Below are 9,353 nucleotides of genomic sequence, written 5' to 3'. Positions count from 1 at the left end.
TTTCTTGCTGTTTAATCTGCACAGATGAAGATAACTGAATACCTTCAGTTTCATGATAAGGGGGCTGGCGAAGGGTGTCAAGCAAGTTTTTTCGTTTCTATTTCCAATAAAAGTTTGTTATATGGTTATGCAAGAAGTCTATTATAAATGAAATGAATGTGAAAAATATCTTGTTAGCACTTTTAGTACAAATGATATTCAGTTTGCCGCTATTTGCAGCTGATCCTGTTTTGCTCAACTGCATTAAAACTCCGGAAATATATGACCTTGATGCAAGGCCAAAAAATTTTAGCTCTTCAAACAATTTAAGAAGGAAACCTGGTTCTCCAAATAGTGCAATAGGGGAATTAATGCACATAGTGGGTAGAATTACTGATATAAACTGCTTACCAATACAAAATGCTGTAGTTTCTATATGGCACGCGAATTCACGCGGCGTGAACCATTACGATAAGAATATAGAGGATGATCTGAATTTTGCTGGATCAGGAAGGTTTGTAGTGAATAATCTTGGCTATTATAATTTTATTACGATAGCACCTGGTAAAATTGGTGATAGAGCTCCACATATCAACTTTCTAGTTCAACATCCGGATTTTCCAGAATTCACAACGCAAATGTTTTTTGCTGACCATAATTGCGATAATTGCGCTGATCCTGTTCTTGAAGATTTTGTTAGTAATGGGCTTGCAAGCCTTCTCATAACACCATTTACTTACAGTGATCAGGTCATAAAAACCTATACGTTTAACATTACCTTGGGCGGATATAATAAGTTCTCTAATAAAAGATAAAAAACCTTGCATGTAAGGGAGTCCATAGTAAACTTAAGTGTTATTGTACTTAGGATGTATATGAAAAATATCTTACTGATGTTTTTGCTATGTTTTATGTACAGTTTACAATTATTTGCAACGGAGATACCAGCAATGAAAATAACAATTTCTAAAATTTCGCCCGATTTTAAAACAATAGTAATGGGTTTATTTGAAGACAACGAAACCGTAAATGATGGCGGAGTTTTGCAAGGAAAACAGGTCATAGATAATATAAAGCAATTTAGCGATTTCAATGGAAGTTTTGGTGAATTTTTCTCTACTGCTTTGCCAGAAGAAAAAAATGTTATAGTTGTTGGACTGGGTAAGAAGGATGAATGGAATGAAAATAAAGAATTAAATATTGGTGGTAAAATATATTGTGAGCTAAGCAGATTAAAAATTAAAAAAGCAGCGGTTTTAATCGAAGGTAGTGCAGCAAATGTTGCATATGGTGCGTTTCTGCGTAGTTTTAAGTTTGATAAGTATAAAACTAAAAAGGATGAGAAAATTACAGAGGTAGAGGAGATTACCGTATTAGTAAAAGATGAACAATTAAGTAATGCTGAAAGATCATTTGAGCACTTAAGGCAAGAAGGTGAGAGTATATTCCTTGCGCGCTCTTTTATAACAGAGCCTCCTAACATTCTATATCCAGAATCCTATGCTGATCATATAAAAAAAGAACTTACTAAGCTTAGCCTTGAAATCGAGGTGCTTGATAAAAAGCAGATGGAAGAGAAAAAAATGGGAGCCTTGCTTGGAGTTGCACAAGGAAGTAGTAAAGAACCAAAATTAGTAGTGATAAAATGGAATGGAGCTTCTAAAGAACAAAAGCCTATAGCTTTTGTTGGTAAAGGTATAACGTTTGACACTGGTGGAGTATCACTCAAACCTTCACGTGGTATGGAGTCAATGAAATATGACATGGCAGGCTCTGCTACTGTGGTTGGGGTGATGCATGCTTTAGCAGGACGAAAAGCAAAAGTAAATGCGATCGGTGTGGTCGCACTTGCAGAAAATGCAGTGGGTGGTAATGCTCAAAGACCAAGTGATGTAGTAACTTCAATGTCTGGACAAACAATAGAAGTGTTGAACACCGATGCAGAAGGAAGGCTCATACTTGCAGATGCTTTATGGTATACGCAAGATAGATTCTCACCAAAATTTATGATTGATCTTGCAACTTTAACTGGTGCTATAGTGGTTGCACTTGGAAATAACGAATATGCTGGTCTTTTTTCAAATAATGATGAATTAGCAAACCGTCTGATTGATGCAGGAAATGAAGTAAATGAGAAGTTATGGCGTTTTCCTATGAATGAAACTTATGACAAAATTATTGATTCACCGATTGCTGATGTTCAAAACATCGCTCCTGCAGGCTCTGGTGGAGATAGCATAATGGCTGCACAGTTTTTACAGCGTTTTGTGAATGAAACTTGCTGGGCACATTTAGATATCGCAGGCACTGCTTGGCACGAGAAAGGTACTGACATTTGTCCAAGAGGAGCAGTAGGTTTTGGTGTAAGGTTACTTAATAAGTTGGTTGAGAAGTACTACGAAGCCAATGATTAAAGGTCTTTATACTGGATTTATGGCTTAGCTACATGAACGTTTATTTTCGAGGCGCAGCAAATGAAAGTAGCTGATACATATTTCTTTTTTTCTGGATTCCAGTGTCAGCTACTTTCATGACACCCTGACAACCGTCATCCCGCTACTTGTTAGCGGCTGAGATACCGCGAATGAATCGCGGTATGACGGTTCGTGGCGGCGTGACGATAAGCTCGTCATCCCGCTGCTTGTTAGCGGGATCTAGAGATACCGCGGCGGTATGACGTAGGACTGCTGTCATCCCAGTGCTCCTTTTTTTGTCATCCAAGTAGCCTCCTATGGTGTCATCCCAGTGCCCAGACACTGGGATCCAGTTGAGCTATTTCAACAAAAATACTGCATTTTGAGATGAACGTTTATTTTCACCAGATTATTTACAAGTATAACAATTAAAGTCTGGATTCCAGTGTCAAGCACTGGAATGACACCGTCTTGGATGGAAACCAGTGTTGGCTACTCGGATGACATCATAGGGGCGCTGGGATGACACCCTGACAATCGTCATCCCGCTGCTTGTTAGCGGCTAAGAGATACCGCGGCGGCATGACGTAGGGAAACCGTTTTTTGGGTTAGCTATAACAGTAGTCAGGAAACAATAGCTTAAAAAGAGACTTAGTGTTAAATTTCTAATAGATTACTTATCAAAATAAATCTTATGGAAAGCAGAGCTAAGGCTTGGTTCATTTGGCTGATTAGTAACTTGGTTGTTATATTCAGCAACATGCAGATAATTTATACCTTTATAAGTGTAAATCTCGAAAAGGAACTTGGACTTACAATCGCGCAAGTTGCACTGGCTAATTCAGCATATACTTGGACTTTCGCCATCTTACAATTTTTTAGTGGAGCAACGTTTAATGTTTTTTCCAGTAAAAAAATTTATTTTTTCTCGTTATCAACTATGATCTTGGGGTTTTTTGTCCTTATTAATAATGACAATTTCTCCCATTTGATTTTGTCTCAAGTGTTGATTGCAACTGGAGCATCATTTGGTTTTATTGGTGCTGCTCACACAAGTAGCATATGTTTTTCCGCTGCCCAATTTGGACTAATGTTTTCACTAGTGCAGACAATTTCAAGCCTTTCTGCTTTGGTAATTCAAATACTGTTCTCTAACTTGCTTGCCGAAGATGCATATTGGAAAAATCTGATTGTATGCATAATACTATTTGGTGTGTTGATATTTGTACTTACGCTTTTTTGTCCAAACACACTTCCAGAAAGCAGCTCAGAAAAGCGCACAATAAAAAGCTCTATGAAGACAGTAATGTGCTCTATATTAACAGTGCTAAAATTAAGAGATATCTGGATAACTTCAGTGGTGGGTGCTATTACTTTTGGAACATTTTTAGCACTTAATACCTTGTGGGCTCCAAGGTTACTGGGCAACTCAGAACTCAATGCAATGGAGTCAGGTATAGCAACTGCAATACTATGGCTTGGTCTTGCAGTTGGTGCTCCAATTGCAGATCGAATCTCAAACTTATTTAAAAATAGGAAACATGTAATTTCTGCTTTTGCTTTATTGCAAGGCGTCTCAATTATTATTTTACTATACAGCCATTTAACAGTCCACGTTGTGTACTTTTGTATGTTAATGTTCGGGTTTTTTGCGGGAGGACATATGCTTAATTTTACTGTCGGCAGCGAGATTGTGAAACGAAAATACATCAGCACATCATCATCCATTATCAATGGATTTATGTTTATTGGCAGTGGAGTTATAGTGTCAATGTCAGCACTTTTTACAGATCATAAAATGGAACTTTTTGCAATATTTGCGATATTGATAGTTGCCGGTATTTTAAATTATGCAACAAAAGAGACATACTCTAAAAAATAAAGTAGCTGAATCTCGAGTCGATTGCTATATTATATTTACGTATTGTAATATTTATCAATAATGGATCACGTTACAACAAAAGACACAACAGTAACTAAGGCAACGATAGCTGGAGATATAAACCAAGAAATAGGATTATCAAAGGAAGACTCTGTTTCGATAATAGATGATATATTGGACGAAATAAAGACAAGCTTGGTAAAGGATGGAATAGTAAAAATATCGTCATTTGGAACATTCTTGGTTAAGAAAAAGAAGGAAAGACCAGGAAATATACCAAATACATCGGAGAAAGTGATGATTCAGGCAAGAAATTCAGTTTCTTTTAGGCCTTCAAAAATTATAAAAAAATCAATCAATAATTAATGAACAAGGAAAAATTATTTTATACGATTGGGGAAGTAGCTGAAGAGCTACATTTGGAACAGCATGTTTTGAGATTTTGGGAAGGTCAATTTCATCAAATTAAGCCTACAAAGCGTAAAGGAAGAAGGCTATATGATCGCAAGTGTATAGAGGCCATAAAGAAAGTAAAATACATGCTATATGATAAAGGATATACAATAAAAGGAGTGCAAAAAGAATTTGGTAATGATATAAAAGTCACAAAGAATTTGTTGCAAGAACTCACCGATTTGAGGGACTATTTAACTAGTAAAATAAATAACGAGGAAAGTAACAAGCAGGCGTGAAACACTACGTCTCGCTAAAATTTTGGAGTTTTGTGAGAGTTTAAAATGTGGCATATAGCCTCATTTCTTATGTTATTAGCAATATTAATAGGCTGTGGCCTGCAAAAACCTGCACCTGTGCTGCTTAAAGGCGAAGAATTTTACGGAAAAAGAGATCTGGAATATACAAGAGAGTACCATTTAATTAGGGAGCCTTCAGTGCAAAAAGAAAGTAGAAAAGCCATCATAAATAGGATATACAAAGATAACAATAATACACAAAATGTGGGGGTAAATTGTAAATTTGTAATGCCAGTTAAAGGTTCAGCTACCTCTTCTGATGAAATGTGTAAGGATGGCATAAAAATTGCTGCTCAAAATGGAACGAACGTAGTTTCCTCTGCACCAGGCAAAGTGATATATGTAGGCAAAGGGCTGAGATGGTATGGGAATTTAATTATAGTGGAACACAAAGATAATTACATGACTGTGTACTCCTATTTAAAAAACATACATGTTGAAATTGGCGATAAAGTAAAGCAAGGTCAAGTAATTGGATCTGCAGGTAAATCAAGCACACAAGATAAAGATCTACAGATGTGTTTCACAATACGACATAATGGCCAAGCGGTTGATCCTTTGATGCATATGAACTGTAATTGAATTTGGATTTATATGAAATATGATTTTAAAAGTGTTGAAAAATTTTATCAAGATAAATGGGATTTTTCTGTAAGCAAGAGTGGTAAACAAGAAAAGTGTTACGTGTTGGAAATGTTTCCATATCCATCTGGTAAAATTCATATGGGACACTTACGTAACTATGCAATAGGGGATGTGATAGCGCGTTACAAGAGAGCTAATGGATTTGAGGTTTTGCATCCAATTGGCTGGGATGCGTTTGGATTACCAGCTGAGAATGCAGCAAGGGATAACAATATTAGCCCCGAAACATGGACAAAAGAGAATATAGATAATATGCGTACACAGTTGAAATCTATAAGTCTTTCTTATAATTGGGAGCGTGAACTCTCCACATGTGAACCTGACTATTATAAACACGAACAAAAATTTTTCCTGGATTTTTTAAAGCATGGGCTTGCCTATCGAAAAGAGTCATGGGTTAACTGGGATCCAGTGGACCAAACAGTGCTTGCAAATGAACAGGTGGTTGATGGAAAAGGATGGCGATCAGGTGCAGTTGTTGAAAAACGTAAGTTGTCCCAATGGTTTTTAAAGATTACTGATTTCGCTGAAGATTTACTCAAGTGCCTGCAAAGTTTGAAAAATTGGCCAGAAAAAGTCAAAACAATGCAGGAGCGTTGGATAGGAAAATCTGAAGGAGCAACTATAGAGTTTGAAGTAGTTGGCCTGAATAAGAAATTAAAAGTTTTTACAACTTATCCTCATACTTTGTTTGGGGCTTCTTTTTGTGCAGTGGCAGCAGAGCATCCTATTGTGCAGGATTTAAAGAATGGTTCTTCTGTTGTCATCCCAGTGCTTGACACTGGGATCCAGGAAATAAAATCAAAAAGAGAGAACGATGAAAAAATAGGAGTTTACACCGGATTAAACGTCAAACATCCATTTCTTGATAAGGAATTGCCGCTTTACATAGCGAATTTTGTGTTGATGGAATATGGGGAAGGCGCGATTTTTGGTTGCCCTGCACATGATCAGCGTGACTTTGAATTTGCACAGAAATATAATTTGCCGATAATTCCCGTTATTTCTTCAGCCCACTTAGGTGTCATTCCAGCGCGTGACCAGAATTCTTACAATGGATCCCAGTGTCAAGCTACTCAGATGACAAAGGAGGCGTATACTGGAGACGGGACAATGTTTAACTCCGAATTCTTAAACGGATTAATGGTTAGTGAAGCAAAGGAAGCCATAGTTAAAAAATTTGAAGAAAAAAAAATAGGCAAAAAAACAATAAACTATCGTTTGCACGATTGGGGAGTTTCAAGGCAGCGTTATTGGGGATGCCCTATACCTATCATATATTGCAAAGATTGCGGAACTGTTCCAGTGCCAGAAAAAGACCTTCCTGTAGTTCTACCAATAGATGTAGAATTTACAAGTGGTGGCAATCCGCTGGATAAGCACCCAACTTGGAAATTTGTTGATTGTCCAAAGTGCGGAAAGCAAGCAGAGCGTGAAACTGATACATTCGACACCTTTTTTGAATCTTCCTGGTATTTTGCTGCATTCTGTAGTGAAGATAAATCAATAGACAAAGATGCATGTAATCGTTTTATGCCTGTTGATTATTATATAGGTGGGATAGAACATGCAATTCTGCATTTGCTTTATTCAAGATTTTTCTGCCGTGCTTTAACCAAATGTGGCTATTTTGATATTAAAGAGCCTTTCTCTACTTTAATCACTCAAGGAATGGTCTGCCATGCAACTTATAAAGACGAAAATGGTAAGTGGCTATTTCCCGCAGAAGCAAAAGAATTAATAGCGCGAGGTGCAAAAGTTCAAGTGGGCAAAGTTGAAAAAATGAGCAAATCAAAAAAGAATACAGTTGACCCAAACTTTATCATAGAAAAGTATGGTGCTGATACTGCTCGCTTGTTTGTGTTGTCCGACACTCCTCCGGAGAAAGATATGGAATGGTCCGATGATGGCGTGGAAGGTTGTTCTCGTTATGTAAATAAATTGTGGCGTATGGTCATGCAGCTAAGACCTGTAAATATACACTATGATAATGAAAATGTTACGGGTGGACTTCTAGAGTACAGAAAAAAAATTCATAAACTCTTACACGGACTTACAGATGACTTGGAAAACTGCAGATTAAACTGTGTAGTGGCAAAATTTCGTGAGATGACGAATTTAATAGCTGAAATAGACGTAAAAACTGGAAAATCTCTTATTGATGAAGGTATATGTATATTAATCAGAGTAATCGAACCATTCATACCACATCTAGCTGAAAGCCTATGGCAAGAAATAGGAGGTCAACCTTGGCCAAAAGCTGATGAATCATTATTAGTTGACGATACGGTAACTATAGCAGTGCAAATCAATGGAAAATTACGTACAACAATCAAGGTGGCAATGAACTTACCTCAAGAAGAATTGAAGAAAATAGCGATAGACTCTGTGTCCAGTAAGATCGATCAAAGCAAAGTTCGCACTGTATATGCTGTACCAAATAAGATAGTAAATATAGTTATATAAAAGACCTGAGTAGTACGTTTTATATAATCTGATTTTATGGCTATACTTTTTTTGACATGTAGTTATATCTTTTTTAATATAAAGGATATATACTTATGCATTATATATTTTTTTGTATGAGGAGTTATATGAAAATAAAGAGATTGTGCGTTTTGGCTGTGTTGCTTACTTCATCTCTAGCAGGTGCAGCTAGTAATAGTGCAAGTAAGTCAGAAGATAAGTACTATGCAGGTTTAAACTTTGGTGCTGGTTGGGGTGGTGGCTTTAAAATGAAACCTGGTGTTGTTCTTGGTTACCATTATGACCAAAACTCTAAATTTGAACTTGAGGTTCTCAGTAATATTAAGTCATTAAAGAGCATAGGAGCTAGCTTATTGGCAAACTACCGCTTCTATCCTGACCTTGATATTGATCCCGTTAAACTATATGTCAGCGGAGGTTTAGGAGGATATCTCCAAATAACACCTTTTGGCTTTGGCGTTAGTGATACAGTTGATGGTGATGGCAATAGTTCACAAGAAGAAAAAGAAAAGGAAGAAGAAACACAAGGTGCTCCAGAATCAGGTGGTGAAGCTGCTGGTTCATCTGTAGTAGATAAAATACTGAGTTCTATTTCCTATAAACTAAAGTTAGGTGTTGATTATGAAATTACTCCGCAGATAATTGGTGCAGTTGGTATGACCATGGGTGGGCAACTAAGTGGTATAAAAGCAAAACAAATACCAGATGCAACTCTAGAGATAGGGGTACGTTATAATTTTTAATGCTGCTACTTAGTTCATAAAGGTAGAGACGATGTTGAGGATGAAATAAACAGCATTAAAAAAAATCCGAAAACGTATTTTCGAATATGGTTTTGAACGCTAGCTATAGATTAGAAAAATAACAAGAAAAAGGGTAAACATACTGTAATTGCTGTTGAATGATGGAGTCCATTATTTTAGCACGAAGTAACGAATTCAGTAGAATAAGTTCTTCAAAAATAATTTAAACTTTTATTAGTAGGAGCAGTCTCATGGAATATTATAGCGATCTCACTAAAAGAAACTTTTATAAGTATCGTTGATGAGAAAGGAAAAATTGTTAAGGAAGAAGTTGTTGCAAGAGAAAGTAAGGCAATAGCTGAATTTTTTCTTGGTCAAGGCAAAAATGACCTTACCCAGAAAAAGTGGAGAGAAAGTGTGGAATGTTTTTTACAAAAAGAATGATGCATCA

The 9,353-nt window shown here is 36.6% G+C and carries 8 protein-coding genes; all 8 read left to right on the top strand.

The features are described 5' to 3' along the window. Positions 1-152: 152 nt before the first annotated feature. The gene (locus tag OZD62_RS05050) at positions 153-794 is read left to right on the top strand and encodes a protocatechuate 3,4-dioxygenase (protein ID WP_275019567.1); all 642 of its coding nucleotides are present in this window, start codon (positions 153-155) and stop codon (positions 792-794) included. A gap of 96 nt (positions 795-890) precedes the next feature. Continuing rightward, positions 891-2,393, top strand: a complete 1,503-nt coding sequence (locus OZD62_RS05045; RefSeq protein ID WP_275019569.1) for a leucyl aminopeptidase — start codon at positions 891-893, stop codon at positions 2,391-2,393. Positions 2,394-3,087: 694 nt separating this feature from the next. Beyond that, positions 3,088-4,275 (top strand): MFS transporter, encoded by a 1,188-nt coding sequence (locus OZD62_RS05040; protein WP_275019565.1) that lies wholly within the window; start codon positions 3,088-3,090, stop codon positions 4,273-4,275. A gap of 60 nt (positions 4,276-4,335) precedes the next feature. Further along, positions 4,336-4,641, top strand: a complete 306-nt coding sequence (locus tag OZD62_RS05035; RefSeq protein WP_006279881.1) for an integration host factor subunit alpha — start codon at positions 4,336-4,338, stop codon at positions 4,639-4,641. Next, the gene (locus tag OZD62_RS05030; protein ID WP_006279880.1) at positions 4,641-4,967 is read left to right on the top strand and encodes a MerR family transcriptional regulator; all 327 of its coding nucleotides are present in this window, start codon (positions 4,641-4,643) and stop codon (positions 4,965-4,967) included. Before OZD62_RS05035 ends, OZD62_RS05030 begins: the two co-directional genes overlap by 1 nt. 45 nt (positions 4,968-5,012) lie before the next feature. Further along, positions 5,013-5,609, top strand: coding sequence for a murein hydrolase activator EnvC family protein (locus tag OZD62_RS05025; RefSeq protein WP_275019564.1), 597 nt, complete (start codon positions 5,013-5,015; stop codon positions 5,607-5,609). A gap of 12 nt (positions 5,610-5,621) precedes the next feature. Further along, complete coding sequence (gene leuS, locus OZD62_RS05020; RefSeq protein WP_275019563.1) at positions 5,622-8,138, top strand: leucine--tRNA ligase; 2,517 nt, start codon at positions 5,622-5,624, stop codon at positions 8,136-8,138. A 128-nt stretch (positions 8,139-8,266) separates the two neighbouring features. Then, positions 8,267-8,902: a membrane protein gene (locus OZD62_RS05015; RefSeq protein WP_010962341.1), complete on the top strand. Its 636-nt coding sequence runs from the start codon at positions 8,267-8,269 to the stop codon at positions 8,900-8,902. Positions 8,903-9,353 lie beyond the last annotated feature (451 nt).

This window comes from Wolbachia endosymbiont of Drosophila seguyi (assembly GCF_028981765.1).
Lineage (GTDB): Bacteria > Pseudomonadota > Alphaproteobacteria > Rickettsiales > Anaplasmataceae > Wolbachia > Wolbachia pipientis.
This window is presented reverse-complemented; position numbering and strand designations above follow the sequence as displayed.

Bases quoted from the DNA above. Each gene is read 5' to 3' on its own strand.
- OZD62_RS05050 (WP_275019567.1), top strand. From the start codon at position 153: ATGAATGTGAAAAATATCTTGTTAGCACTTTTAGTACAAATGATATTC.
- OZD62_RS05045 (WP_275019569.1), top strand. From the start codon at position 891: ATGTACAGTTTACAATTATTTGCAACGGAGATACCAGCAATGAAAATA.
- OZD62_RS05040 (WP_275019565.1), top strand. From the start codon at position 3,088: ATGGAAAGCAGAGCTAAGGCTTGGTTCATTTGGCTGATTAGTAACTTG.
- OZD62_RS05035 (WP_006279881.1), top strand. From the start codon at position 4,336: ATGGATCACGTTACAACAAAAGACACAACAGTAACTAAGGCAACGATA.
- OZD62_RS05030 (WP_006279880.1), top strand. From the start codon at position 4,641: ATGAACAAGGAAAAATTATTTTATACGATTGGGGAAGTAGCTGAAGAG.
- OZD62_RS05025 (WP_275019564.1), top strand. From the start codon at position 5,013: ATGTGGCATATAGCCTCATTTCTTATGTTATTAGCAATATTAATAGGC.
- leuS (WP_275019563.1), top strand. From the start codon at position 5,622: ATGAAATATGATTTTAAAAGTGTTGAAAAATTTTATCAAGATAAATGG.
- OZD62_RS05015 (WP_010962341.1), top strand. From the start codon at position 8,267: ATGAAAATAAAGAGATTGTGCGTTTTGGCTGTGTTGCTTACTTCATCT.